This window comes from Mucilaginibacter rubeus (assembly GCF_003286415.2).
Classification (GTDB): domain Bacteria; phylum Bacteroidota; class Bacteroidia; order Sphingobacteriales; family Sphingobacteriaceae; genus Mucilaginibacter; species Mucilaginibacter rubeus_A.
Window position 1 is genome coordinate 2,848,156 of sequence record NZ_CP043450.1, and the last position, 25,593, is coordinate 2,873,748.

The window sequence follows — 25,593 nt, forward strand, 5'->3', positions numbered from 1 at the left end:
GTTGCAGCACTTTTTTATTTTTTCATTCAGAAGGAAAACTAAAAGAACGCAAAAAAGTAAAGCCTCCGATTAACGGAGGCTTTACAATATACTAACTTCCGCAAACCAATGTTACAAATTGGACTGGTTTTGCCTTGAACCTGCCTTATAATAAAGTTCGGCAAGTGTTTTTTGATAGCCAGCTATCAGGTTTTCGCGTTTTATTTTCATGTCTATCAGTTTACTTTCACGGCTATTGATCAAAAACAGGGTGCTTTCGCCCAGGTCAAACTTTTGCAATTCACCCGAGAGCAATGTCTGTTGGTTATTGATGCTTTGTACCTGGATACCCAACTGCGATTTATAGGCGTTTAAGCTGTTGTACGAGGCCATAATATTATTACCTATCTCCCTGCCCGATTGCTGCAGATCGTAATTTACCTGTTGCTGCTTGATCTTCACCTCCCGGAGTTTACCACGTTCGGCCCGCAAAAATAAGGGGAAAGCAAACTCAAGGCCAATCTTGTAATTGTTCCACTTAAAATCATAATAGTCGGGCACGTACGAGTTAAAATCCCGGCGTGAGGAAACCAAAGCACCAGTGATATTAATCTTGGGTTTCATAGCCTCAACCCGGTAACGCCTCTCAATATCCAGTTGGCTCCCCTTTGACCGCAATTTAATTAACTCGGGGTGTTGCTGCCTGGCCTGGCCCAACAAGGTATCAAGCGCCATGTTTCCGGGCAGGGTAATGCGTTCGTTAACTGTTTGCGGTTCGGCATGTTTTGGTAATTCGAGCGGCTGGCCCTCCTCATTCCATAAATGATTGGATAATACCAGCAGGGCGTTTTGCATTTCTATGGTACTTTTTTCCAACTGCAATAGTCTATCCTGCACTATAATGGCCGCCTCTACCGAATCGATAGCCGGTTTATCACCCATCAGGGTTTGCCTGCTTACAGCTTTAAACCTTTTATTGGCAAGATCAACGCCCTCTTTTACCAGCATGTATTCGCGATAAGTATAATACCAGTTCCAGTAATCTTTAGCAGCGGCGTACCAAATGGTGTTTATTTGTTTAACCTGATCAGCTTCGGCATAGCTTACCATAGCTTTGGCTTGCCAGAGGGTACTGCGCCGGGCATCAATCAGTAAACCCTGCCCCAGCGGAATGCTTAACCCTATCGCAGAAAGGCCATTTGTCCCCGTACGTGTTTCGGGGGCAGTGTAAGCCCCAATATTACGCTCATAACCAACTTTAAGATCTGCACCGGCAACATATAGCGGCACCTTTAACTCGCCACCCCAGTTGTTATAGTATTCTGTTCCTCCAAATATTTTACGGGCAAAAGATGCCTTAAGCGCCGGATCAAAATAGCCTAATGATTGCAACACATTTGCTTTAGCCGCCTCGCTTAGCAAGGCGGCCTGTTTTACTATAGGGTGATTTCTAAAAACAATCTCTTCCAGATCGGCAAGCGCAAACACGCCGTTATTACCGGCTGTTTGCGCCGAAGCACCGGTTATGTACAACATCAGTACACAGAACAGGGCAGTCAAATATCTTTTTAATTTAATATTCATTGTTATCCTTTCTTACCATCAATTTCTTTATCAGAAGGCTCTTTTTCCAGACTCGGTGGGAAACCGTTTAGTTGACGCCAGATTTCATACCAAAGTGGCACCGAACGTAAAATAATACGACCATAAACACCTGAACCCTGGCGCAACTGTGCTGGCCACGGCTCATCATTAGCCGGCAACGATTTGTCTTGCCTTATCAGCAAGCGATACTTACCACCTTTGCTGCTCACACGGTCTATAGCCCATACTTTGCCTGCGAATGTACCCACAGCTACCGATGGCCAACCCGAAAACTGTACCGATGGCCAGCCTTCAAACTGTAACCTTACATCGCTGGTGTCAAGTATCAGCGGCACGTCCATCGCATTTACATACAGCTCGGCGGCAACTAATGGATTTTTGGGTTGTAGCGTAGCTATTGATTCGCCTTCTTTAATATTTTCACCAATACCGGCTTTCAATGTTTTCACCACAAAACCATCCTGAGGTGCACGCACTACATACAAACCACGCCGTACAGTTATGTTCGAAATATCGTTACGCAGCTTAGCTATCTCACCGCGCGCACTCGCCCTACTGGAAATGGCCGAACTCATATCTGATTGAGCCTTAGCAAGCGATTCCTGGTATTTAGCCTTGATATTATCCAGATCGATCCGGGCATTAAGTAAAGCCTGCTTTGAGTTGCTTAGCTTGTTTTGCTGGCCTATCACTTTCGCATTATCTTCCTGTAACTTCAGCCTCCTGGTTTCGATATCTGTGAGCGAGAACAGGCCGTTTTTATACCCGGATTCGTATCGGTTTAACCTGACCCTCGTGGTTTCGTAATAATTTTGAACCGCCACGAGGTCGGCACTATCTATCTTCACATAATTTAAAGATTGCTGCACTTTGTTTTCGGCTGCAGATAACTGGAAACGGAGACCGCTGGTCATCGCCTTGATCTGTGCGTTTGTAGCATCCATTTTTTGCGAGGCTGCAACTTCACTATCTTTTTTTGCCTCGAGTTGTTCATCCAACCGCTGCGGCAATTCGGGGTCGAAGTATGACTGACTGGTTTCGGATATCACCAATATTGTATCCCCTTTTTTTACCTCCTGTCCCTCCCGCGCGGCCCAGCACTCAATTCGGCCGCCAATTTGGTTCTGAACCGTTTGCGGACGGTCTTCTGGCCGTAAAGCTGTCACAGTACCCTTACCGGGAATGGTTTGTCGCCAGGGCAGCATCAGTATCACTATGAAAAGAACAAGAAATATGACAATGATACGCCCCAAGGTACGCGAGCCGTTTACATTTATGAGTGCATCGGTTGATTGCACTGCCAAATCTTCCATATGTTTGTTGTGCAGACCATTGTTTGATAATTTAGCCATGTTATTTTGCTCCCTCCAATTCAAGATCAGTTACTACGGCCAGCTTTTCGCTGCCGGTAACCATATCAAAAACAGTATTCATGTTGGTTAATAATTTTTCTACGGCGTAGCTGATCTGTACCACAATCACTTCGGCCGCTACAAACTGACCGAAAGTCATTTCGCGCTCAACTACAAAAAATGACCCTAGCAGCAACAGGCCGCCCATTAATACGGTGCGTAAGGCCACCGAACCCACAAACATCTTTTTCAGGATGCCGAAATGATCATTGCGTGCGGCAAGATATTTGGATGTTATCTCGTCAGTGGTTTTTACGATATCATCCATTTTTTCCGCGTTTCCACGATATTTGTCCAGATCACCGGCTACCTCTTCCAAATGCGCTACTAACTCGTACTTATGGCCGGATTCATCAATACTTGTTTCCACGCCCTGCCTGTAATATAACAATATGATAACTGCTATAGCTGTTAAGGCCAACAAACCTACCGCCATAAATACCGGGTGATAAAACGAAAGTAAAATAGCACTGAAAAAGATCTGAACAGCTGCGGCAACAATATCAACCAATAACTTGGTTAGGCCTTTCTGTATCGTCAGAATATCAAAAAAGCGGTTAACCAGTTCCGGGGGATGTTCGCCTTGCAATTCTTCTTTTTTAATACGGGGAAGACGATAAGCAAATTCCATCGAGGCTTTAGTGAAGATCTTTTGCTCCAGGAATTCAACAAGCGTAAGCTGGCCTATTAAAAGTGAGCCGCCGATAACAACACCTATCAGCACAACGGCTATCAGTATATAGGTTGAGCTGTACATGGCACCATTGGAGAGCAGGTTAAAAACAGCGGTAGTGCCCAATGGCAGTGTTAAACCAATCAGGCCAATTAATATGGCGTAAATAAAAATGTAATTAATGGTAGTACGTTCGTAATGCAGCATACGCACCAGTCGTTGCCAGGGTGTAGCAGCATTTACATGCTTCTTTTTTTTCATCATATAGGGTAAAAACTAATGTTTAAAAGTTTGACAGATCAGCTTACAGGCATTATCTTATTTATTCAGGGCAGATCAGATTGGAGTGAAAAGGTCATAAACTGGCCGTGCTACTAAGAAAGCCTAAGCCCATAGCAGATCAACCCTGATAAACGGGTGCCTTGTAAGCGCATAATAAATGGAGTTAGGCCAAAAAGAGATCGGGAGGCGGGGTAAGAATCTCTCTAAAGTGTTCCGTAAATAATTTAAAACTGTAAAAATGCACGGGTCCCGACAGAGAGATCACCCAAATAACAGCTTTAAAGGAAATGGCATTATCAAAACAGGAATAAAGTTTTTTCCCATTTTTTTCAAAGCTTTTCTCGGCAAAATCGTGGTTTTCATCCCCAGCACTTTTTTCGTTTTCGGCAGGATTATCTGCAGATAGTGATTTGTTATGAGAAGTGTAACAATGAACAAAAACATCGCACGATTTTATGGCGAACATTGCTATGAGCAAAATCCCCAAAATTCCTTTTACAAATGATTGCCTAAAAAACAATACTAAATCCACTGTTGCAAATATAACAACTCATAACACTAAGCACACTAAAAAACCATCAAAAAAACCTCAAAAAACATAAAAAAACCATTTTTTAACAACCAAACTACAATCAAATTAATACACGATTAAAAGAAAATTAGAAAACAATTAGAAGGCAATTACAGCTACATTTTTGACCGGAATGATTTATCATTTTAAACAACTTACACATCAGCTAATGCAGAACTAACATATGCAGACTACTGCCACAGAGTAAACAAAGTAATTTTTAGCCGGGAAAGTTGCAATAAGAACCACGAGGCACACGCCGCGCTCGAAAGATGTCATTACAGCAATGCAAACCGATTAGGGCATAGAATTAAAAGATTTAATGATACATGGGGGAATCACATCCAATAAATTTGTGCTTGCCTTCCTCGCAGACCTTTTGAACTGTGACTTGATGTGTAGTAATATGCCTGACATCTCTGCCCTTGGTGTAGCCCTGCTTTCCGGTTTAAAAGCTGGCATTTCAAGGTTTTGTATCTTAAAAAACTAATTAATTTTAATGCGGGGTAGTACTCACGATAAGCTTGTTGTTGTTTGGTCGGAAAAGATTCGGGTGTTTGAAACAGACTTTAACGAGTACTGGAGCGAGCTTTACCGCCATGCTTACCGCAAAACCCAGACCAGGGATGTTTCAAAAGATTTGGCTCCGTTGATTAACATAACCCCGGCCAACGTTAACCCCGATTTTGCATCGCTGATTTCCGCCTGTTAATTCGACCATTCGCGGAAAAAAATCGTCATTCTTATTCCCCCCCAAAATATGATTTCCCTGCTATCGGTTAAAATTACTGACGCCGGGACATGTAAATATATTCTTTATGTCAATCAAGATTATCCATTGATTTTCATTAAGATACAAGCGCTTAATTAATAAGTATCTTTCTATTATTTGATGTCTTTTTCTGCTTTTCCCAGGCACTTATTTTCATACCAGTTAATAAATGATTTGCATGTTAATATTTAATTGCTTTACCTTTATGCCAACTTTAGGGGTGTCCTGACGGACTGAGATAATACCCTTTGAACCTGATCCGGGTAATGCTGGCGAAGGGAAAAGTGACGACAATGCTATTCGTGTTGTTTTTCTTTCCTTGTACGGGTACATTCCTATTGTTGAAATTTTTATGCAACGTAATGGAAGTAACCGTTAATCAACAACATCTTATTGTGCCTGATAACTGCAACGTGCAGGCTTTGCTCGCTGATGTTTTGCAGCACCCGCATCAGGGGCTTGCCATTGCTATCAACGAAGCTATTGTTCCCAAAACTCAATGGGAAAACTGTATGCTCAGCGCGGGAGATAAGATCATCATTATTAAAGCCACCCAGGGAGGATAAACAACAAATAGCCTTTATGAAAACAGAAAGAACACCTACAGCACAAGCAATCACCCAAACACCTTTTCCGGCATCGCGAAAGATATACGTTAAAGGACAATTGCATGATATCAAAGTAGCCATGCGGGAAATAAGTCTGAGCGACACCAAATTACATGGTCGTTTTGGCGAAAGCGAGCCCAATGCCCCGGTAACAGTTTATGATACCAGCGGTCCTTATACCGACCCTAACCAACAAATCGACGTCAAAAAAGGGTTGCCCCGACTGCGCGAAGAATGGATCACTTCTCGTGGCGATGTTGACCAGTTGGACGGTATATCGTCGGCATATGGCCGCGAGCGTTTAAACGATGCGGGGTTGGACCATTTGCGTTTTGCTTACCACGGCAAACCATTGCGTGCCAAAGCGGGTATGAATGTATCGCAATTACATTACGCAAAAAAGGGCATTATCACTCCCGAAATGGAATATATCGCCATACGTGAAAACCAGCGTATCGACCTGTTAAAAGAACAACTGAACGGACAATATGATGTAATGAGCCAGCAACACCAAGGCTATAGCTTTGGCGCAAATACGCCCAAAGGCTATATTACTCCCGAGTTTGTAAGGCAAGAGGTTGCCGCTGGCCGTGCAGTTATTCCATCAAATATTAACCATCCGGAAAGCGAGCCGATGATCATCGGGCGTAATTTTTTGGTTAAGATCAATGCCAACATTGGCAACTCGGCGGTTACCTCAAGTATTGAAGAAGAAGTGGAAAAAGCTGTTTGGGCATGCCGCTGGGGTGCAGATACCATTATGGACCTCTCGACCGGCAAAAACATCCACGAAACCCGCGAGTGGATCATCCGCAATACACCTGTGCCTATAGGCACCGTGCCTATTTACCAGGCACTTGAAAAAGTGAATGGCAAAGCCGAAGACCTGACCTGGGAACTGTTCCGGGACACTTTGATAGAACAAGCCGAGCAGGGTGTTGACTACTTCACCATTCATGCGGGCGTTTTACTGCGTTATGTGCCTTTAACCGCAAAACGTATTACCGGTATTGTATCGCGCGGAGGCTCGATCATGGCTAAATGGTGCCTGGCACATCATAAAGAAAACTTCCTTTACACGCATTTTGAAGACATATGTGAGATCATGAAAGCTTATGATGTTGCTTTCTCCTTAGGTGATGGTTTGCGTCCCGGCTGTATTGCTGATGCCAACGATGCCGCGCAGTTTGGCGAGCTGGAAACCCTGGGCGAGCTGACCAAAATAGCCTGGAAGCACGATGTGCAAACCATTATTGAAGGCCCTGGCCACGTGCCTATGCATCTTATTAAAGAGAACATGGAGAAGCAACTGAAACATTGTTCGGAAGCGCCATTTTACACTTTGGGGCCATTAACAACAGATATCGCTCCGGGTTACGACCATATTACGTCGGCTATCGGAGCTGCCATGATCGGCTGGTTTGGCACCGCTATGTTGTGCTATGTTACTCCTAAAGAGCATTTGGGTTTGCCCAATAAAAAGGATGTTAAGGATGGTGTTATCACCTACAAGATAGCAGCCCATGCGGCCGATTTAGCTAAAGGTCATCCCGGTGCACAGTATCGCGATAATGCCTTAAGCAAAGCAAGGTTCGAGTTCAGGTGGGAGGATCAGTTTAACCTTTCATTAGATCCGGATACGGCTAAAGAGTTTCATGATGAAACCTTGCCTGCCGAGGGCGCCAAGATCGCGCACTTTTGCTCGATGTGCGGACCAAACTTCTGCTCGATGAAAATAACACAGGATGTGCGCGATTTTGCCAAAGAGAACGGTGTTGAAGAAGTTGATGCATTAGCAAAGGGTATGGAACAAAAATCCAAAGAGTTTGCCGAAAAGGGCAGCGAAATATACCTGTAATGGAACTGATCGTGATATCGGCCCCTGATGTGGTTGCGAATGAAGCACCAATCATTAACCGCCTGTTTGGGGCCGGATTACAACGTTTACATCTGCGCAAACCAGGTTGGGATATTGGCCGATGCATCGATCTTATTACACAAATTGATCGGGCATACCATCATGCTATTGTTTGTCATCAGCACCATCAGCTGGTCAAAATTTTTGGAATGGAGTATCTGCATTATACCGAAAATGACCGCATCAAAAGCGATCAATCGAAATTAAGCTCGCTGGTTAACGACGGCTACCGGTTGAGCACCTCGATACATGATATTGGCGCGATTCCCGGATTACTACGCTTTGAATATGCTTTTTTAAGCCCTGTATTTAGCAGTATATCCAAGCCTGGTTATCGAAGCATTTTGCCTGCAGATTTTTGTCTGGATAAAAGTATCCCCTCGCCAAAAGTTTTCGCCCTTGGTGGCGTAAATGAGTCCAATCTCGAACAGATAAAAGAAATGAATTTCGACGGAGCAGCTGTATTGGGCGCTATCTGGCAAGATCCGGAACAAGCTGTTTCAAATTTTATAAAAATTAAACAAGTAACTGAAGAATTAAATTCATGATCGATAAACTACACTATATCTCTCAACAGCCAAAAAACGGCACGCACCTCGACGCTATCAAAGCGGCTTTGGATGCGGGTTGTAAATGGATACAATTGAGGGTTAAAGATCAGCCCGAAGATATCATTCTGCAATACGCTATCGAGGCCGTTAAGCTTTGCGATGAGTATGGCGCCAAATTAATAGTGAACGACCACCCCGAAATTGCATTAAAGGCGGACGCGCACGGCCTGCACCTTGGTTTGCAGGATATGTCCATACCACAGGCTCGCCAGATTGTCGGTCCGGATATGATTATCGGCGGCACAGCTAATACGTTTGCACATATACAACAGCGCGTAGCTGATGGTGCCGATTATATCGGCCTTGGCCCCTACCGTTTTACAACTACCAAACAAAAGCTGAGCCCTATTTTGGGCTTGCGGGGCTATTGGGATATCATAGCTCAAATGCGTCTTGCAAAAATGAGTATCCCGGTAATCGCTATTGGTGGCATTGTGCCGGCCGATATCCCGCTGATCATGCCAACCGGAATACACGGGGTAGCGTTATCCGGCGCCATCACCCAGGCCACAGATGCCAGGCAAATGGTTTCGGAATTATATCATCATTTAAATCAACCTTCGTTAAACGAAGCTTAAGAGTAACACCTATGTTAACCATCGCTGATAAAACTTTTCAGTCGCGCTTATTTACAGGTACCGGCAAATTTAATTCGCCCTCCATGATGGAGGAGGCTTTGCTGGCCTCAGGCTCTGAACTGGTAACCGTTGCCCTGAAGCGTGTTGATGTAAAGCACAATGACAACGACGATTTGCTGCTCCGCTTAAAATACCCGCATATCAACCTGCTGCCTAATACATCAGGCGTACGTAATGCAAAAGAAGCTGTGTTTGCAGCCCAGCTCGCCCGCGAAGCACTTGAAACCAACTGGATAAAACTGGAGATCCATCCCGATCCCAAATACCTGATGCCCGACCCGATTGAAACCCTAAAGGCTACCGAAGAACTGGCGAAAATGGGTTTTGTGGTGCTACCCTACATCCATGCCGATCCCGTGTTATGTAAAAGACTTGAGGATGCGGGTACCGCGGCTGTGATGCCTTTAGGTTCGCCCATTGGCAGTAATAAGGGACTTAAAACCATCGATTTTTTAGAGATCATCATTAGTCAAAGCAGTGTGCCCGTTATTGTTGATGCGGGCATAGGTGCTCCGTCGGATGCTGCGAAAGCGCTTGAGATAGGTGCAGACGCTGTACTGGTAAATACAGCCATCGCGGTATCAAGTAATCCTGTGCAAATGGCCGAAGCGTTTAAACTGGCCGTTGAAGCCGGTCGTATGGCATTTGAAGCCAAACTGGCGCAACCGGTATCGCATGCAATGGCAAGTAGTCCACTAACTTCATTTTTAGATGAGTAGTTTTAACGACATTTTTGAAACCTGTAACTGGGACGATACCAAGGCCAGCATCTACGCTAAAACCAGCGCTGATGTTGAACGCGCCCTGGCCGCCGATAAAAGAACATTAGAGGATTTTAAGGCGCTGGTATCGCCTGCGGCAGCCCCCTACCTGGAGCAAATGGCACAGATTAGCCAGCGCTTAACCTTAAAACGGTTCGGCAAGGTGCTGCAGATGTATGTACCGCTTTATTTATCCAACGAATGTAGCAACATTTGCACCTATTGCGGCTTTAGCTACGATAATAAGGTGAAACGCAAAACGCTTTCGCCGATGGAAATTATGCAGGAAGTAGCCGTTATCAAGGAGATGGGCTACGAGCACGTTTTATTGGTAACCGGCGAGGACAATGTTAATGTGCATGTAGATTACTTTAAAAAAGTGCTCGAATTGATCAGGCCGCATTTTGCGCATATTTCGATGGAGGTGCAGCCTATGGACCTTGAAGATTACCAGCAACTTACACCCTACGGCCTTAACACCGTGTTGGTATACCAGGAAACATATCATAAGGAAGATTATAAAAAGCATCATCCCAAAGGCAAAAAATCAAATTTTAAATACCGCGTTGAAACGCCCGACAGGTTGGGTCAGGCCGGAATTCATAAAATGGGGCTGGGCGTGTTAATAGGCCTGGAAGACTGGCGTACCGATTGTTTTTTTACGGCGATGCACCTTAACTATCTTGAAAAAAAATACTGGCAAACTAAATATAGTCTTTCGTTTCCACGATTGAGGCCCTTTAGCGGCGGTCTTGAACCAAAGGTAGAAATGAATGACCGGGAACTGGTGCAGCTGATTTGTGCTTACCGTTTGTTTAACGAAGAGGTTGAACTTTCGATATCCACGCGCGAATCCGCCAACTTTCGCAATAATATCATCAGGCTGGGCATTACTTCTATAAGTGCCGGTTCGAAAACCAATCCGGGTGGGTACGCGGTAGAACCCGAATCATTGGAACAATTCGAAATCTCAGACGAACGCAGTCCCGCCGAAATTGCGAAGATAATTGCCCAACAGGGCTATGAAGCGGTTTGGAAAGATTGGGATAGCTGTTTAACCTAAGGATATGTTGGAGCGCGAAGAACTGAAACGATATAACCGACAAATGATATTGCCGGAACTGGGTTTGCATGGGCAGGAAAAATTAAAAGCTGCACGTGTGTTGATGATAGGTGCCGGCGGCTTAGGTTGCCCGGTTTTGCAGTACCTGGCAGCGGCAGGTGCAGGCACCATTGGTATTGTGGACGATGACGTGGTTGACATCAGCAACCTGCACAGGCAAATATTATATTCCGCTGCTGATATTGGCCAGCAAAAGGCTTTGATAGCCAAGCAAAAACTAAACCAGCTTAACCCTTTTATAGAGCTGATAACTTATACCGAAAGGGTTACCGCTGCCAATGCGCAGCAATTGATAAGCAATTTTGATGTAGTAATAGATGGCTCTGATAACTTTACTACTCGCTACCTGGTAAACGATACCTGCGCAGTGCTCGGCAAACCGTTGGTATTTGGCTCGATATTTAAATTTGAAGGACAGGTATCGGTATTTAATCATCTGGGCGGCCCCAACTATCGTGACATATTTCCCGAAGCGCCACCGGAAAATGAAGTACCCAACTGTGCCGAAATTGGCGTTATTGGTGTGCTACCCGGTATAATAGGTACTTATATGGCCAACGAAGCTATTAAGTTGATATGCAGCATCGGTGAGCTGTTATCTGGTAAATTACTAACCCTGAATGCGCTTGATAATAGCATCTGTATTTTCAAAATAGCTACTGCAGCACTACAACTTCCGGTCAACGCAACCCTGCCGATTGAAAGAAATAAAGATATAAAACAGGTCGATGCCAACACCGTTAAACAATGGTTGACCGAAACACCCGACGAAATTTACCTCGTAGATGTGCGTGAAGATTATGAATTTGACGATGAAAATATAGGCGGAGTAAATATTCCGCTTTATGAGTTGAAAGAACAAGCTAATGCTCTTCCAACCGGTAAAAAACTGGTGTTCATCTGCCAGACCGGGCAACGCAGCAAAATTGCCGCCCAGCAAACCCGATCCTCTTTGGGAAGAGAGGCTTTCAGTCTGAAAGGTGGAATTAGTGCATTTAATTTTTAGAACACGATTATGCAGTATTATCAATATTGTTCGGTATTGACCATTGCCGGCTCAGACAGCGGCGGCGGCGCAGGCATTCAGGCCGATCTGAAGACATTTGCCGCACTGGGATGCTATGGCACCTCTGCTATTACTGCTATTACCGCGCAAAATACGTTGGGGGTAACTGATATTCATGTTGTCCCACCTGCAATGGTGCAAAATCAGATCAGCGCGGTAATGAGTGATATCCGGCCTTCAGCAGTGAAGATCGGCATGCTGCCAAATACAGAAACTGTGCTGGCGGTAGCCAATACTTTAAAAAGTTACGAACCAGTACCCATCATCCTCGACCCTGTTATAAGTTCAAGTAGCGGAAAACAACTGGCAGATAACGAAGCGTTGCTTGCCATGAAGGAACTACTTTTCCCGGTGGTCACCCTACTCACGCCAAATCTGAATGAAACGGCCCAGCTAACCGGTAAACATGTTGGCAATGTTGATGATATGATAGATGCAGCAAAAGCATTATTAAACTTAGGAAGCCGGGCTATCCTTGTAAAAGGTGGCCACTTAGACGGGGCTGAACTTTACAATGTATATGCTGATCAGCAAGGTAAAAGAGAAACTTTTGCATACCCTTTTATAAACTCCTTAAATACACATGGAACAGGTTGCACGCTGGCTTCGGCCATCGCGGCTTATATAGCGCGGGGGCAATCAATAACAGAAGCTATTGCTTCGGCCGGGGTATACGTTAATATAGCTATCAAAGAAGGCCAGAATATAAAAACCGGCGAGGGCTGTGGGCCACTGAATCACTTCTTTAAGCCTCGTAAGCTGGCGAAACTCAATTTTTGAAGACATATATCGGTACTTACAAGCAGGCGCATCATGGCCTAAATTGTATAATTTATGTCCTTTCAGACAATTTCCAATTTCTCTAAATTTGAACATGGAAGAAGCTAATGGACAACCAGACAAAAAGTTGATCGTTATCGTAGCGATGACCGGTAACATGTTGCTTAATTTTTGTGGCCCTGCCGACGTATTTATTAACGCCGACAGATGCCTCGAAAATTGCGATATTTTGGATGGATATGACGTCAAAGTTGTAGCCCCCACTTCAAATAAAAAATTGGATACAGCTGCCAGAATGAGCATAAATTGCGAACTAAGTGTAGCCGATATTCAAGGTTCCATCGATACGCTGATCATAGCCGGCAATGATTCCAGAGAAGCCAGTCAACCAGGCTTAAACGAGTTTTATGATTGGTTGGCTACCCGAAACGAATATAACACGCGCCGTATAGCTTCAATTTGCGGCGGCGCATTTGTTTTAGCAAAAGCCGGGATATTAAACGGGCGAAAAGCTACCACGCATTGGCAGGCAAGCGAAAGGCTTAGTAAAGCCTACCCGGATATTGAAGTTAATGTCAATCCATTTTTTACCAGAGATGGCCATGTTTATACCTCTGCCGGTGTTTCGTCTGGCATCGACCTATCGTTGGCCCTGGTAGAACAGGATTACAATAAGGATATAGCGATCAGCGTGGCACGTAAATTGGTTTTTTACTTAAGTCGGCCAGGTTTTCAGTCGCAATTTGGTAGCCTGTTGCCTATTTATGAGCGAGAGCACATTGGTCAAAGGACACAGAATTGGATAGCCGGCCATTTGAATGAAAAAATGGAAGTCAACCAGATTGCTGAACAGATGAATATGAGTACCCGTAATTTCACTCGGGTATTTCACCGCGAAACAGGAATGCCCCCTGCTAAATTTGTTGAAAAATTACGGGTTGAGGCTGCGCGGAAATATTTAGAAGATTCTGATACGCCTCTTGAAAGGATTGCGGAGTTATGCGGTCTGGGTGGTTTGGTGTCCATGCGCCGGATTTTCTTGAGGCACTTAAATACAACCCCATCTGATTATCGCAGGGCTTTCCGAACATCACTTCGGGACTCGGGTATTGAAAGCCTGATCGCATCTGAAGCAAGATTAGCTGATATCATATAACTATTCAAAGCAATAATACCGAACACGCTATTTCCATGAAATCAGCGCAACGGATAACTCATGCCTTTACTTTTTAACAACGTAAATTTTAACAATATGAAAATCGCCATTAATGGATTTGGCAGGATCGGCAGAATGACCCTGCGTGCTTTACAGGATAAAACAAATATAGAAGTTGTTGCCATCAACGATCTTACAGATATCGGAACACTCGTACACTTATTGAAATACGATACCGCTCATAGCCGTTTTCCGGGAGAGGTAAGTGCGGATGGAGATTACATTATTGTTGGCGCAAAGCGTATCAAGCTGTTGAGTGAAAAAGATCCGGAAAAATTGCCCTGGAATGAATTAGAGATCGATGCAGTCATTGAATCGACCGGAAGATTTACGGATAAGAAATCAGCAGAATCTCATCTTAAAGCCGGTGCAAAAAAGGTTTTAATCACCGCGCCTGCAACCGGAGGTGTTAAAACCATTGTACATGGAGTAAATAACGATTTAATCGGGAACGATCAGATTTATTCAACCGCCTCTTGTACTACCGGCAGTATAGCGCCTGTATTGCATGTGCTGGACAAAGAATATGGTATTGAATCGGGCTATATGGTTACTGTACATGCCTTCACCGCCGATCAAAACCTGCAGGATGCACCTCATAGAGATCTGCGTCGTGCCCGTGCAGCTGCCTACAACATTATTCCAACAACAACGGGTGCAGCAAAAGCAATTGGAGATGTATTACCAAATCTTAAAGGGAAACTGGATGGCTATTCATACAGGGTTCCGGTAATTGATGGTTCTATTGTCGATCTTTCCATTAACCTGCAAACGGATGTTACAGCAGCAGAGATCAACGCGGTATTAAAGCGCTATGCGGAAAGTTCGCTTAAAGGTATTATGCAATATACCGAAGAGCCGTTTGTATCTTCTGATATCTTAGGCAATCCCCACTCTTCTATTGTCGACGGCACAATGACCAAAGCCATCGGAAAATTAATCAAGGTTGTTGCCTGGTATGATAACGAGGTTGGGATATCCAATCGGATATCTGAATTGATCTCCGAGTTGTAACTGCTGGCTGGTTGATCAAACCATCCACCTATGCAAACCATTCTTAATTCAATAGAAAGCCCGTAACACGAATAGTTACGGACTTTCTAAATATATCACAAAAAAAGCGCCTTAAAATGGTAAAAATGTAAACATCCATTTCACCGGGTTATTGCTATCCTTCGCGGTGAAACCTCCAACCGGCAGTTTTATCAGCACGGTATTCCATCCCTTTTTTAAATTGATCTTTACCGGATCCCGGTATTCATAGTCTTCATCTATCAATGGTGATTCGAGATTTCCTTTCCTGCCTGCAAATTTCAAATCAGGTGCTTTTACAAGGTTTCCATTTACCCATACGGCACTTCCCCTGCCATCCCATGTACCAGGATCAGCAGTATCTGTGGCATATGAGCGTGAAAGATTATTAAAGCCTATCCAGCAATTTTTATAACCATCGGTATCGCTCCAGATTTTTGTAAAGGCATACCATGTGGTATTTTCCTTAGGATTAGTAATCAAGCCATTCACCAAGGGGTACCACCAATGCCTTAATATTAATGTGCCGCCCACCGCGGTAAATGAAACACTATCCTTCACCAGGGAATCCAATTCTGGTTTAAACCTTGCCTCCTGGTTACCGCCATTGCTATAAGGGCCATAAAATTTCCACACTAAATTTTGCTGTTTCCGATACGGAAAAGGTAGTGTTTTAAAGTGTTGCTGCTTTTGATCAAGCAGCCGGTTTTCAAATGCTTTAAAATTATCAAAAGCTGATGTATCTCCCGACGGAATAGCCGCCGTCCAGCCTGGTCGCCCTCCGCCCTGCCATGATCTTTCGGCAAAGGTTAGTATAGCCGGATATACCGGGTTCATGGTTAGCAGGTCTTCCTGCCGGTTTACGGCCCTATCGTTCCATAAACAAATTTCGCCACCTAAAACACTATCATTGCCTGTAGGCACATCGCCAATCATGCGGTAAAAAAGCGTTGTCACACTTTCCAGCGGATCCATGTGGTTGAGGTACATATGCCGCGAGTCGATATATTTTATTTTTTTGTTTACCGTACCTTCCTTCATCCACAATTGCCGGATGGTGTTTGCAGATACATTACCGCCCGGGCTCCATCCTATGGCTTTAACACCATATTGTTCAACCGTGCGGCAGATCTCCGGTAAAAAGGCTGCATTGCTAATCTTTACCTCATCACCGCCGATATGCAGGTAAGCAGGCCTATAGGTTTCACATACTTCCCGGATGATATCTTTCAATATCCGCATGGCGCTATCGCTTTGCATGTCGACATGAAAAGCCAGCTTAAATGCTCCGCTGTGTCCGGGCATGTCAATTTCAGGCACAAATTCTATATGCCGCTCCCGGCAAAAGCGTTGTAATTCTTTTATATCATCAACACTATAAAATTGCCCCTTATCCCTGAGCATATTTTCTGGCTTAGTCAACTCCGGATATTGTTTTATGGCCAGGCGCCAGGCTATGTCTTCCGTTACGTGAAAGTGAAACACATTCAGTTTGTACAAAGCCATTATATCAATCTGTTGCTTCAATTGCTCAACCGATTGATAATTACGACCAACATCAACCATATAACCCCGCCATGAAAATGCAGGCCAGTCGGTTATATCACAGGCATCCAGCATTACATTATCTCTTAGTAACTGACGTAACGTTTGGATGCCGTTAAAAATACCGTGAGCTGTGTTGGCCGTTATCGTTACATGGTTTTCGGAAACCTGTAAGCGATAAGCTTCCTCCGCGTGTTGGGGCACCTTAATTTTAGTGAGCTTTAATTCGATGTAAGGTTTATGAGCAGAGGAATCATGGTCGATTGAATATGCGCCATTTACCTTTAACAGTTCCTCTACGACATTTGCCTCATTTACCAAACCTTTACCGGCAATAACAGAACTGCAACTGTAAAATGGAAACAAACCGGACTGCCACTTTAAAGATTGCGGCAAGGGCATTAAAGACGGTTTCATACCCAGGTCAAATACATAGGGATAAAGCAGGTGCTTCCAAAGTAGGTATCCTTCACCTTTTAAATGAAGTCCGTCATTAGTGAGCTCGGGGTTAAGCAGTCCGTCTACCCCGCAAAAAGCGTCATGAATATTGATAAAGGTGTAATGACTCTTGTCTGCTGCAGTTTGAAGTGCTTGATTTACTTCATTGATCTGGGTCGACTTGCCGGTATGTGTTCCAAACTTGTTATAAATTTTATTAACCGGTAAAATGCTTTGCACATACACTTTTGTAGCAGGTGTTTTTTCATGCAGATAATTACTGATCAGCATGATGTTTTTAACAACGCTATCCGGCGAGGTATTCCGCGACAGATCATTTACGCCTATAAGCAGAAAAATTTTTTCCGGCTTGCGATCTGCAACTTCCGGCAATCTCGCAATCACCCCGGCACTGATGTCCCCGCTGATCCCGCGGTTTTTAATACGGCAGTCGCCAAATAACTCGCTCCACTCCGCTCCGTCGGTAATGCTATTCCCTAAAAAAATGATATCACCCGCAGTTTTGGGCAACGTTTTAAAATGTGTTGCCCGCTGTTGATAATAGGTAGAAAACAGTGAATCAGGATATACAGGCAATTGCACCTGCGCAGCCGTTATCAACCTAAAAACAAGCAAACAGCACAAAGTGGTAAAAGTCCGTTTACCAGTCATGTCGGGTAAAAACTATCTGTTTATAATCATCTTTTTCGTACAGGATACCTATATGCTTTTGATCAATCGCTACCAGATCGGAGTAGGCGCTGTAATCTCCCTTGTAACCTTCCGGCGATTTTGCTATAACATAGTTCTGCTTGCAGGTTTTGCCTTCATCAAAACTAATGCGAAGGGTAAGGTTATCCCGGTGCAGGGTATCGGCATCATTACAAACTGCTATAATAGCTTTGCCTTTACTTTTGCCTAAGTTTAAGATGCTCCCCTGGCAAACAGGATCGGGCAGGTGAGCGTCAAAATAAGTGGCATCCCAGGTTTGGCCGCCGTTGCTGCTTACTGCAACAATCCGTTGTTTTACATCGCCCAACTGGTTGCGGATATTCATCATCAGTTTGTTACCGCTAAGTTCGGCAGCCATATTTTCGTTGGCTCCCGGTAAATTCACTTCATCGCTCAGCTTAAATGTTTTGCCATGATCATCTGTATAGTAACCAAAAGCCCGGCCATCTGCGTAATGTTTTTGCGGTTCACCTGCCGAATGATTAGATGCTATGTAGATCCTGCCCTTATATTTTCCGGCCGTTAGCTGTATGGCATGGCCTGGGGTATTTGCATAGCTGCGCCAGTCTTCGTTAAAGTTATAAGCGCTGTTAACCTGCGGCTGTTTGGGTTTGTGCACCTGCAAGGTAATATTCACCGGGGCTGACCAGCTTAAGCCATTATCGGTTGATGTTTTATACCACACCTCACGCAGACCTTTTCCTTTACGCACCATGTTTTCGGGTGCATTACCTGTATTATAAAACAGGAACAAACGTCCTTTGGGATAGGCAGGATCGGTGTAGTCAACCACCGGGGCGGCATTACCTGTTTGCAGCGTATCATTTGAGGCTACTACCTGTAAGGCTCCCCATGTTTTGCCACCATCGGCGCTTCGTTTCGCTACGATCTGGATATTGCCAAAATCACCGCTGCCATTCACCCTGCCTTCTGCAAAGGCAAGCAACTCCCCGCTTGGAGCTTTAACAACAGCCGGAATCCTAAACGACTTATAGCCGTCGGCCCCCGATTTAAAAACCGTTACTTCCTGCTGCTGCGCGTAAACAGATGTAACAAACAGGCTGATCAATATGGATATGATTGATTTTTTCATCTTATTTCAGTTGTTTTAATAAATGCATACAATACCATTCCTGGCGGGGTAAATGGAAAGGCCCTTTAAACAAATTACCTTTGGCCGTTTGTGCCAGACTACCATCCCTGTGCAGATAACCAAACCACTCGCCGTTTACCGGGTCATGAAATTTATCATAAGCATAATCATGCACCATTTTGTGCCAGCGGGCATATTTTTCGTTACCAGTGAGGGTATAAGCCAACAGCGTGGCTATGATCACCTCGTTATGCGGCCACCAGAATTTCATATCCTGCCAGTATTCCTGCACAGGTCTATCATAAACATCGCGGTAATATAAAATGCCGCCATGCTCTTTGTCCCAACCGCGTTCCCACATATAATCAAGCATGGTGCAACCAAGCTCAATCAGGTGCGCGTCATTATTACGGTATTTGGCTTCGTGCAGGATAAACCAGGCCCCCTCTATTGCATGACCGGGGTTTAAGGTGCGCCCATCAATATGGTCAATAATACTGCCATCGGGTGCAACCTGCTCCATAACGCATTTAATATCGTGTTTTACAAAATCGGTCTCAATTTCTTTGATCCATTTTTCGATATAGCCGTCACAGCGTTCATCGCCAATGGTTTCGCGCAATTGCTGGGCAGTGTTGATCATGATCATGGGTACACCAATACCTTTTGAAGGACGGGTTGAAGTAAACTTTGCCGGAAGCAAACCGGGCACGGTTGCATACTCAATGCATTTGCCAAACAATTCCCTTGCTTTTTGAGCGATACCCTCATCGCCCGAGGCTTTGGCATAAGCCGCCATGGCTATAACCGCGAATGTTTCAGAAAAAAAGTAACGACGTTTCCGGATGGGTTTGCCATCACGGGTTACGTGAAAAAACATTTGTCCGTCGGTATCGAAACAATGATCAAAAAGAAAGTTAATGCCCGAGCGGGAAGCGTCAATCCATTCCTGTTTGGGCGCTACGGTGTTGTATAAAGTAGCCAGCAACCAGGCCGCCCTGCCCTGGATCCAGACGGCTTTGTCATCATCAATCAGGCTTCCATCCTGATCGCGCATGAGCAGGTAGCCACCGTATTGTTCATCAACAGAGCGGGGGAACCAGAACGGTACTGTATCCTGCAATAATTGACGTTCGTAAAATGTTTTTAAAGTATGTAAATCGGTTTCAGAATAATTCATTTCAGTAGATTTTAATAGAACACATTTTCCTTTTCATGCAGTTGCATAGTAAATGTTGGAGCAGGCAGCCCCACCTCGTTAATTAAATTAGCCCGGGTAAATGGCTGCATGGCGTAGTTGATCGCCTTGATATTTTCACCTGCCGGAATAGTAAGGTATACTTTACTTCCCCTGATAGCTGCGATCGGCAAAACACTTTGACCTTTTTTGTTGATCAGCTCAAAACCGATCAGGTCTTTATTATTTGCTGTTTTTAGCTGGGCAGCAAATTCAAAGGATATCACAATTTGATTACCTTGTCTGGTAGCTGTCAACGGTTCGGGACTATTGGTTTTTACAGGTTGGTGATAAGTATAACGCGCTGCCAGCAGGGCCAGCCTTTCTCCTATTTCCCGTTTCCTGGTTGGGTGCACATTGAGCGAATCGCCGAGGTCAAAGCTTACGGCCATTTGCATATTGGGGATCTTCTTTTGCAGCTTCCGCTGAGTGTCCCTGAAAACTGGCCATGAAGGCCGGTTGATACCCGATAGCTGAACAGTATAAAAAGGAAGATCAGCGCCCCACTTCTGCCGCCAGCTGCTTACAAGTGTTATAAACAAATGACTGTAAAGTTCAGGGTTATGCGTATTGCTTTCGCCCTGGTACCATAGCACGCCTTTTACAGGGAAGCGCGTAAGCGGATCAATGGCCGCTTCATAATTATAACAGGGCTCATACGTATGGCGTTGTTTCGTATTAACAGCATTCTTTAAGTTGATAGCTGCCCGCTCCCGGCAAAAAGCCATTTCATAATCGGAGGTCCGCCAGTTATTCAGCATATCAACCAGTTGATCATCATGCTCCATCGTATACCTGTCTATCCATGACTCGGTTGGCGAGCCGCCCACGGCCACTTCAATCAAGCCGATGGGCACACCTGTATCCCTGGTTATTCTTTGACCGAAATAATAGCCGACCGCCGAAAAATCCGCCGCCGAACTGCTGTCGCATGCTTTCCACGAACCTGAAAAGAAATCCAGCTTATTGGCTTTAGCTAAACTTACCGAATCCCAAACTACTGCATCAGTTTCGGCCTGCGGACTAAGTTTATATAAATGTAGTTTTGTATTCGCCGATGCAGTGCGCATAGCAGTATTCGCCTCTGCCGAACGGTTTAGCGGGAAATACATGTTGGATTGTCCGGCACAAAGCCAAACATCGCCCATCAAAATATCGTTAATGATAATACAGGTATCTTTGGTGCCCACCGTCATTTGAAAAGGCCCGCCTGCTTTTGATGCAGGCAGCGTTACTTTCCATTCACCGTTTTCATTGGTCTTCGTTTTTGCTACAACATCTTTGAATTTAACGATTATTTCAACTCCCGCATTAGCTGTGCCATATACCGGGATTGGCTTGTCGCGCTGTAATACCATCTGGCTAGCGAATACAGCAGGTAATTTTAAATCACCATAATTACCGGTAAGCCTGCTGTAAACCGCCCGGGCCAATATTAATGCGCCTTCCTTATCAGGGTGCAAATTATCGGCAAAAAGATCGGGGCGGCTATGAAGCGGTTTATTAAAATCGATCAGGGCAACATGATTTGCTTTTGCAATCAAGGGGATCAGGTTTTGGATTTGCCAGTACCAATCCCTTGTACCTGATTTAAACCTCGGGTGCCCGCTAAAGATTGGCGTTAACCGGCAAATAAATATCTTCACCTGAGGGTTCACTTTCCTGATGGTATCGATCAGCCACGCGTAATCCGCTTCAAAGTTTTGCCTGTAATCTGGCCAATCCCTCGGATCGGTATCATTTAATCCGAGATGAATAATGGCAATATCTGGCTTAGATGCTATGAGCCCCTTAAATTCCGGCGTTTTATACCAGGGATTGTGACCGTTTTTGAGTAAAGTAGCACCGCTATGCCCAAAGTTTAAAACCTGGTATTGATTGCCCAGTAGTTTCTGTAACTGAGCTGGATAGCTCTCCTGTGCGGGATTAGCTAAACCGTAGCCATAAGTAACCGAATTACCAATACAGGCTACTTTGATTACCCCGGTTTGAGCACATAACTGTTTCACTCCAATCAATAAAGCAAACAGCAGTAACGGATAATACTTGTTCTTAAATTTCATCTGCTAACGTTTAAAGAATGGGATAAATCAGGCATCAGCATACTCATCATGTGCCGGTCGCAGAAAATACAGCTGCACAGCAAGGGCTATGAGCACTACTGCCGCCAGCATGGCAAAATCAGTTCCGAGGCTTCCGGCATCTGATGATTTGCCCAACCTGTCCGTAATAAACGCGCCAAAAAACACGCCTGTCATATTCATAATACCGTAGGCGGTTGCTCGATTTTTTACCGGAACAAACTGGCACAGGATGGGCATATTATTGGCATCGAACATACCATAGCCTAACCCAAAGCAGATGCCCGCACCTACAACAAAAATCAGTGAATGACCAAAACCCATGAGTAACAGTGCTGGAATTGTCAGCGACAAACCAATAGCGCTTGTAAATACACGACCTTTTTTATTTCCATGCACCCACCTATCGGATAACAGCCCGCCCATGATCACTCCTATAAATGAGGAAACGGCTATAGTTATGGTAGAGAGCGGCCCGGCGGTTGCCATATCAATATGCAGGTTTTGAGCAAACAGCGTAGGCAGCCAGTTTTTGGTAGCCCAGCCCGGCAAACTGGAAACGGCAAAATAAAACAGGATCACCCAAAAGGCCTTATTGCTTATCAGGGCTGCAAGTCCCTTAAATAAATTTTTGTTTTGCTTTGGCTGTTCCTCTGCTGTTAACTGTGTATCACCCCCCTTATCTTTCTCTTTCAAAAACATGATCAGTATAACCGAGTACACCATGCCCACCACCCCAAATGTTTGAAAAGTAACCTGCCATGAAAAAGCGGCAGCGGCCGCGGCTCCAAAGCCGCCCAGCGCCTGCCCAACATATAAACCCGTCATGTGTACGCCTACAGCGAGCGACCTTGATTTAGCGGTATGAAAATCAGCTATCAACGACAGACCAGCGGGAATATACAGGGCTTCGCTAATACCCATAACAGCGCGAAGAGTATACAGCTGGTTAAACGTAGCAGCATACCCCATGGCAAACGTAACACCCGACCAAACAAACAAACTGCAAACAATTAACCATTTGCGGTTTAACCTATCGGCTATGATTCCTGAAACCGGGCTCATCAAACCATATATCCACAGGAATACCGCCATCAGGTAGCCAAAATTGGTTGCCGATTTCAGTTCAGCGATATTCACTTCCATTGCCGGCTTCATCACCGAGAGCATTTGCCTGTCCATGTAATTGAGCAGCGCTACTACCCATAATAAGGCAACCACAAGCCAGGGATAATTTTTTCCTTGTTTCATTTGCTGTTAAATTTTCCCATGCTTACTGCCGCTGTACGGATGCCCGGTTTAATCTCTCCTCCGGGAATAAATATCTCACTACCCCACAACACGGCTGTTGTAGTTACCTGCCCGTAAAATGGTAATTGGCCAATTTTTTGCCAGGAGTTGCTAACCGTATTAAATTGAAATACATCTTTACTGAAACCCTGATGATTGTTCAGCAACGTTAATTTCTGTTGCTGTAAGCTTTGCTTTTCTTCATCAGTTTTAGCTTTGGCTATAAGCGCGTTATAAGTTTCAATCTGATGGAAGATTGCTCCCTTATCTCCCCCAATCAATAGTATGTGGCGTGTACCGGCGGCAACCGCGGTTGCCGCCGAAATATTAACCTGCTGTTTATCATCTGTCACTTTGCTCAGCCCTATCCATTTGTTAATTAGCGGATCATAACAAAAAGTATAACCATGCAAATCGCTGATGCCCGATGCTGTACTGCTCCTACCACCGATCACATAAACACAGGGATATTTTCCGTTGGATTGCGTCACCGCCACAGAATGTGACATAGCTGTGGGCAAATCTGCAATAGCTTTCCATCGCGGCTCTTGATCTGCCAGATTTAGTGTAAAACACTTAGCGGATGGTTTGCCTTCACTTTCGCCGCCAATTAAATAGATCACTTTTCCAATACTTGTCATGCAGGCGTTGCCCAGCGGCAAAGGCAATGACGGCAGATCAGTAAAAGCCACATCTTTTTTTTCCGGATCCCAATTCATTAAAAAAACATTAGTGCTGCCCGCGCTTGTTTCGGTTTCACCACCGGCACAAACAATTCCCTCTGGAATGGTTGTACTTGCTCCATAAGCTATTTTTTGTGGTAGATGTTCTGTTTTAGGTTTAAGCCAGTTAAATTTACCGGTGTCGCCCTTTTCTAAAACATACACATCATCGTAGTGCAGTTTTTTGCCACCCTGCCAGGGCATAGCGCCATCTGCAAAATTTGATCCTCCAGCAATGATCAAAACACCATTGCTTGTACCCGTAAAAACGCCTGCCAAACCTAATTGCTTATCAGTACCCGGCGCAGGGGGGATACGTACCGGCACCGACCAGCTTATTTTTTCTGAACCTTTATCCTGGGCCATAACCTGGCCTGCTAACGCGATGCTGCCTGTCATTAAAAGTATGTAGATTATAAATTTCATTATTACAGGTTTGCAGCAGGCGCAATTGATTTGAATTGATCAAAGCCCAGTTCAGAAACATCTAATTTAAAGTTTTCAAACTGTTCTGCCGTCATATTAGCTACAGGTAGCCTAAATTCTCCGCAATCCATACCAACTAATTTCATGTAAGCTTTGCCGGTCGCTATTCCTCCGTATTTACCGAGCAGTCGAATCATATCTATTGATTTTTGCTGAAGTTGCTGTGCTTCGCTCAAATCATTATTGTTGAAAGCATCGATAAGCCAGTGGTATAATGGAGCGGCATAATTAAAAGTGCTGCCTACAGCACCCTTGCTACCCACAGCAAGCGCCGAAAGCATATTTTCGTCCCTCCCCCAAAGCATATCGTATTTACCGTTTTTAAAGTTGATACAGCTTTGAAAATCCATAAAATCTTCATGAGTGTATTTAATACCGGCAAGGTTATCCATTTTGCCATCCAGGGCTTTCAGCAAATCAAGCATCGCGAAATTGCCGCCGGTTAACACCGGGATATGGTAATAATAAAAAGGCATATTAGGTACCACCGCTGCCACCGCCATGCAGCTTTCGGCCAGCATATTCACGTTGGCCGGTTTAAAGTAAAATGGTGATGTTAGCGAAACAGCATATAAACCTATTTTTTGAGCGTGTTTAGCCAGGTCAATACAATCGGCCAGGCAGGTTCCGCCTAAAAGGGGCATCACCTTAAAATCAGGATCATGGTTTGATGCCTTGGCCCAGGCTTCGGCCACCAGCTTCTTTTCGTTCAGCGTTAAGGATACCCCCTCGCCTGTTGAACCGTTGATGAATGCGCCGGTGATGCCGTTATGCTTCAGAAAAGCGTAGTAGGCCGGGATAATACTCAGGTCCAGTTCGCCATTTGCGTTCAATGGCGAAAAAGGCGCGCTGATCAATCCCTGTAGATGTTCAATTTTCATGTTATATATATGTAATGAGCAATAACCGGGAGACCATGCTC

General features: G+C 44.6%; 23 protein-coding genes and 1 riboswitch. Of the genes, 12 read left to right on the top strand and 11 right to left on the bottom strand.

The window, feature by feature from the left end:
- Nucleotides 1-111: 111 nt before the first annotated feature.
- The 4 genes from DEO27_RS11425 to DEO27_RS11440 all read right to left on the bottom strand — a co-directional run bounded on the left by DEO27_RS11425 (nucleotide 112) and on the right by DEO27_RS11440 (nucleotide 4,483).
- Complete coding sequence (locus tag DEO27_RS11425; RefSeq protein ID WP_112566219.1) at nucleotides 112-1,563, bottom strand: TolC family protein; 1,452 nt, start codon at nucleotides 1,561-1,563, stop codon at nucleotides 112-114.
- Nucleotides 1,564-1,565: 2 nt separating this feature from the next.
- A complete protein-coding gene (locus tag DEO27_RS11430) occupies nucleotides 1,566-2,936 on the bottom strand; it encodes an HlyD family secretion protein (RefSeq protein WP_112566216.1) in 1,371 nt (456 codons plus the stop codon).
- A 1-nt stretch (nucleotide 2,937) separates the two neighbouring features.
- On the bottom strand, nucleotides 2,938-3,933 hold the full coding sequence (locus DEO27_RS11435; RefSeq protein ID WP_223818223.1) for an ABC transporter transmembrane domain-containing protein: 996 nt from the start codon (nucleotides 3,931-3,933) through the stop codon (nucleotides 2,938-2,940).
- 181 nt (nucleotides 3,934-4,114) lie between these two features.
- Complete coding sequence (locus tag DEO27_RS11440; protein ID WP_112566213.1) at nucleotides 4,115-4,483, bottom strand: hypothetical protein; 369 nt, start codon at nucleotides 4,481-4,483, stop codon at nucleotides 4,115-4,117.
- A 361-nt stretch (nucleotides 4,484-4,844) separates the two neighbouring features.
- Between DEO27_RS11440 and DEO27_RS31970 the strand changes: the two genes are divergently transcribed.
- The 12 genes from DEO27_RS31970 (at nucleotide 4,845) to gap (ending at nucleotide 15,029) form a co-directional block, all read left to right on the top strand.
- Complete coding sequence (locus DEO27_RS31970; protein WP_112566210.1) at nucleotides 4,845-5,012, top strand: FGGY-family carbohydrate kinase; 168 nt, start codon at nucleotides 4,845-4,847, stop codon at nucleotides 5,010-5,012.
- Between the two features lie 9 nt (nucleotides 5,013-5,021).
- Nucleotides 5,022-5,234 (top strand): hypothetical protein, encoded by a 213-nt coding sequence (locus DEO27_RS11450; RefSeq protein WP_112566207.1) that lies wholly within the window; start codon nucleotides 5,022-5,024, stop codon nucleotides 5,232-5,234.
- A gap of 266 nt (nucleotides 5,235-5,500) precedes the next feature.
- Nucleotides 5,501-5,592: riboswitch (TPP riboswitch) on the top strand.
- Between the two features lie 64 nt (nucleotides 5,593-5,656).
- Entirely contained in the window at nucleotides 5,657-5,860 is a 204-nt protein-coding gene (gene thiS / locus DEO27_RS11455) for a sulfur carrier protein ThiS (protein ID WP_112566204.1), read from the top strand.
- 16 nt (nucleotides 5,861-5,876) lie between these two features.
- Nucleotides 5,877-7,760 (top strand): phosphomethylpyrimidine synthase ThiC, encoded by a 1,884-nt coding sequence (gene thiC, locus DEO27_RS11460; protein WP_112566201.1) that lies wholly within the window; start codon nucleotides 5,877-5,879, stop codon nucleotides 7,758-7,760.
- A gap of 29 nt (nucleotides 7,761-7,789) precedes the next feature.
- Complete coding sequence (locus tag DEO27_RS11465; protein WP_190295386.1) at nucleotides 7,790-8,368, top strand: thiamine phosphate synthase; 579 nt, start codon at nucleotides 7,790-7,792, stop codon at nucleotides 8,366-8,368.
- Nucleotides 8,365-9,009 (top strand): thiamine phosphate synthase, encoded by a 645-nt coding sequence (locus DEO27_RS11470; protein ID WP_112566195.1) that lies wholly within the window; start codon nucleotides 8,365-8,367, stop codon nucleotides 9,007-9,009. Before DEO27_RS11465 ends, DEO27_RS11470 begins: the two co-directional genes overlap by 4 nt.
- An 11-nt stretch (nucleotides 9,010-9,020) precedes the next feature.
- Nucleotides 9,021-9,788 carry a thiazole synthase gene (locus DEO27_RS11475; RefSeq protein ID WP_112566192.1) on the top strand — a complete coding sequence of 256 codons (768 nt, stop codon included), beginning with the start codon at nucleotides 9,021-9,023 and terminating at the stop codon, nucleotides 9,786-9,788.
- The gene (thiH, locus tag DEO27_RS11480; protein ID WP_112566189.1) at nucleotides 9,781-10,893 is read left to right on the top strand and encodes a 2-iminoacetate synthase ThiH; all 1,113 of its coding nucleotides are present in this window, start codon (nucleotides 9,781-9,783) and stop codon (nucleotides 10,891-10,893) included. Before DEO27_RS11475 ends, thiH begins: the two co-directional genes overlap by 8 nt.
- 4 nt (nucleotides 10,894-10,897) lie before the next feature.
- A complete protein-coding gene (gene moeB / locus DEO27_RS11485; protein ID WP_112566186.1) occupies nucleotides 10,898-11,959 on the top strand; it encodes a HesA/MoeB/ThiF family protein in 1,062 nt (353 codons plus the stop codon).
- A gap of 9 nt (nucleotides 11,960-11,968) precedes the next feature.
- Complete coding sequence (thiD, locus tag DEO27_RS11490) at nucleotides 11,969-12,799, top strand: bifunctional hydroxymethylpyrimidine kinase/phosphomethylpyrimidine kinase (RefSeq protein WP_112566183.1); 831 nt, start codon at nucleotides 11,969-11,971, stop codon at nucleotides 12,797-12,799.
- A gap of 94 nt (nucleotides 12,800-12,893) precedes the next feature.
- Nucleotides 12,894-13,955, top strand: coding sequence for a GlxA family transcriptional regulator (locus DEO27_RS11495; protein ID WP_112566180.1), 1,062 nt, complete (start codon nucleotides 12,894-12,896; stop codon nucleotides 13,953-13,955).
- Between the two features lie 96 nt (nucleotides 13,956-14,051).
- Nucleotides 14,052-15,029, top strand: coding sequence for a type I glyceraldehyde-3-phosphate dehydrogenase (gene gap / locus DEO27_RS11500; RefSeq protein WP_112566177.1), 978 nt, complete (start codon nucleotides 14,052-14,054; stop codon nucleotides 15,027-15,029).
- Between the two features lie 111 nt (nucleotides 15,030-15,140).
- Here the strand turns inward: gap and DEO27_RS11505 are convergent, their stop codons facing one another.
- Genes DEO27_RS11505 through DEO27_RS11535 form a run of 7 tightly spaced genes read right to left on the bottom strand, consistent with a single transcriptional unit; the run spans nucleotide 15,141 to nucleotide 25,552 of the window.
- Nucleotides 15,141-17,702: a family 20 glycosylhydrolase gene (locus DEO27_RS11505; RefSeq protein ID WP_112566174.1), complete on the bottom strand. Its 2,562-nt coding sequence runs from the start codon at nucleotides 17,700-17,702 to the stop codon at nucleotides 15,141-15,143.
- Entirely contained in the window at nucleotides 17,692-18,855 is a 1,164-nt protein-coding gene (locus DEO27_RS11510; protein ID WP_112566171.1) for a sialidase family protein, read from the bottom strand. The genes DEO27_RS11505 and DEO27_RS11510 overlap by 11 nt, the downstream gene beginning before the upstream one ends.
- Before the next feature lies 1 nt (nucleotide 18,856).
- Entirely contained in the window at nucleotides 18,857-20,035 is a 1,179-nt protein-coding gene (locus DEO27_RS11515) for an AGE family epimerase/isomerase (RefSeq protein WP_112566168.1), read from the bottom strand.
- An 11-nt stretch (nucleotides 20,036-20,046) separates the two neighbouring features.
- Nucleotides 20,047-22,155, bottom strand: coding sequence for a GDSL-type esterase/lipase family protein (locus DEO27_RS11520; protein WP_112566165.1), 2,109 nt, complete (start codon nucleotides 22,153-22,155; stop codon nucleotides 20,047-20,049).
- 27 nt (nucleotides 22,156-22,182) lie between these two features.
- Nucleotides 22,183-23,424 (bottom strand): MFS transporter, encoded by a 1,242-nt coding sequence (locus DEO27_RS11525; protein ID WP_112566162.1) that lies wholly within the window; start codon nucleotides 23,422-23,424, stop codon nucleotides 22,183-22,185.
- The gene (locus tag DEO27_RS11530) at nucleotides 23,421-24,611 is read right to left on the bottom strand and encodes a kelch repeat-containing protein (RefSeq protein WP_146749948.1); all 1,191 of its coding nucleotides are present in this window, start codon (nucleotides 24,609-24,611) and stop codon (nucleotides 23,421-23,423) included. Before DEO27_RS11530 ends, DEO27_RS11525 begins: the two co-directional genes overlap by 4 nt.
- Nucleotides 24,612-24,613: 2 nt before the next feature.
- The gene (locus DEO27_RS11535) at nucleotides 24,614-25,552 is read right to left on the bottom strand and encodes a dihydrodipicolinate synthase family protein (protein WP_112566156.1); all 939 of its coding nucleotides are present in this window, start codon (nucleotides 25,550-25,552) and stop codon (nucleotides 24,614-24,616) included.
- Nucleotides 25,553-25,593: the final 41 nt, after the last annotated feature.

What these genes read in the sequence shown, in the direction of transcription:
- DEO27_RS11425 (WP_112566219.1), bottom strand. Translation starts at nt 1,563, where the DNA reads ATGAATATTAAATTAAAAAGATATTTGACTGCCCTGTTCTGTGTACTG.
- DEO27_RS11510 (WP_112566171.1), bottom strand. Translation starts at nt 18,855, where the DNA reads ATGAAAAAATCAATCATATCCATATTGATCAGCCTGTTTGTTACATCT.
- DEO27_RS11525 (WP_112566162.1), bottom strand. Translation starts at nt 23,424, where the DNA reads ATGAAACAAGGAAAAAATTATCCCTGGCTTGTGGTTGCCTTATTATGG.
- DEO27_RS11495 (WP_112566180.1), top strand. Translation starts at nt 12,894, where the DNA reads ATGGAAGAAGCTAATGGACAACCAGACAAAAAGTTGATCGTTATCGTA.
- thiD (WP_112566183.1), top strand. Translation starts at nt 11,969, where the DNA reads ATGCAGTATTATCAATATTGTTCGGTATTGACCATTGCCGGCTCAGAC.
- thiS (WP_112566204.1), top strand. Translation starts at nt 5,657, where the DNA reads ATGGAAGTAACCGTTAATCAACAACATCTTATTGTGCCTGATAACTGC.
- DEO27_RS11435 (WP_223818223.1), bottom strand. Translation starts at nt 3,933, where the DNA reads ATGATGAAAAAAAAGAAGCATGTAAATGCTGCTACACCCTGGCAACGA.
- DEO27_RS11520 (WP_112566165.1), bottom strand. Translation starts at nt 22,155, where the DNA reads ATGAAATTTAAGAACAAGTATTATCCGTTACTGCTGTTTGCTTTATTG.
- DEO27_RS11430 (WP_112566216.1), bottom strand. Translation starts at nt 2,936, where the DNA reads ATGGCTAAATTATCAAACAATGGTCTGCACAACAAACATATGGAAGAT.
- DEO27_RS11470 (WP_112566195.1), top strand. Translation starts at nt 8,365, where the DNA reads ATGATCGATAAACTACACTATATCTCTCAACAGCCAAAAAACGGCACG.
- DEO27_RS11475 (WP_112566192.1), top strand. Translation starts at nt 9,021, where the DNA reads ATGTTAACCATCGCTGATAAAACTTTTCAGTCGCGCTTATTTACAGGT.
- DEO27_RS11515 (WP_112566168.1), bottom strand. Translation starts at nt 20,035, where the DNA reads ATGAATTATTCTGAAACCGATTTACATACTTTAAAAACATTTTACGAA.
- thiC (WP_112566201.1), top strand. Translation starts at nt 5,877, where the DNA reads ATGAAAACAGAAAGAACACCTACAGCACAAGCAATCACCCAAACACCT.
- thiH (WP_112566189.1), top strand. Translation starts at nt 9,781, where the DNA reads ATGAGTAGTTTTAACGACATTTTTGAAACCTGTAACTGGGACGATACC.
- DEO27_RS11505 (WP_112566174.1), bottom strand. Translation starts at nt 17,702, where the DNA reads ATGACTGGTAAACGGACTTTTACCACTTTGTGCTGTTTGCTTGTTTTT.
- DEO27_RS11530 (WP_146749948.1), bottom strand. Translation starts at nt 24,611, where the DNA reads ATGAAATTTATAATCTACATACTTTTAATGACAGGCAGCATCGCGTTA.
- DEO27_RS11450 (WP_112566207.1), top strand. Translation starts at nt 5,022, where the DNA reads ATGCGGGGTAGTACTCACGATAAGCTTGTTGTTGTTTGGTCGGAAAAG.
- DEO27_RS11535 (WP_112566156.1), bottom strand. Translation starts at nt 25,552, where the DNA reads ATGAAAATTGAACATCTACAGGGATTGATCAGCGCGCCTTTTTCGCCA.
- moeB (WP_112566186.1), top strand. Translation starts at nt 10,898, where the DNA reads ATGTTGGAGCGCGAAGAACTGAAACGATATAACCGACAAATGATATTG.
- DEO27_RS31970 (WP_112566210.1), top strand. Translation starts at nt 4,845, where the DNA reads ATGATACATGGGGGAATCACATCCAATAAATTTGTGCTTGCCTTCCTC.
- gap (WP_112566177.1), top strand. Translation starts at nt 14,052, where the DNA reads ATGAAAATCGCCATTAATGGATTTGGCAGGATCGGCAGAATGACCCTG.